Source organism: Ligilactobacillus pabuli, assembly GCF_022836475.1.
GTDB classification, from domain to species: Bacteria; Bacillota; Bacilli; order Lactobacillales; family Lactobacillaceae; genus Ligilactobacillus; species Ligilactobacillus pabuli.
The window spans coordinates 9698-10039 of the sequence record NZ_BQXH01000035.1 but is presented as its reverse complement, the minus strand read 5'-3'; the positions used below and the strand labels follow the sequence as shown (position 1 = coordinate 10039).

Annotated in this window: 1 pseudogene; it reads right to left on the bottom strand. The window is 37.1% G+C overall.

Features of this window, described 5'->3' with window-relative positions:
- Positions 1–342: pseudogene (locus tag LPAF129_RS10775) on the bottom strand (RNA-guided endonuclease TnpB family protein); the annotation flags it as partial.

Below are 342 nucleotides of genomic sequence, written 5' to 3'. Positions count from 1 at the left end.
CGAAAATAGACTTGACCGAGCTTGGGCAGTTTTAGGTGGTGATTGTCAATGATTTTGATATTCTGATTAACTGCTTTAGTTGTATAACTTTGGGCATAGTTTTTCTTACTTTTAAACTGTGGATAGCCGTTATCAAGCTCCTTATTAAAGAAACGCTGAAAAGCATCGTGCAGATGATCATTCGTTGCTTGGAGGGCAGTTGCGTCAACGTCCTTTAACCACGGGTATTCTTTTTTTAACGGTTTTAGCATTAAATCCATCGCATAATTGTTTTGATACTTAGCCTGATGATTATTTTTATAGCGCGCATTTTGCATGGCTAACATTTGATTCCACACAAAA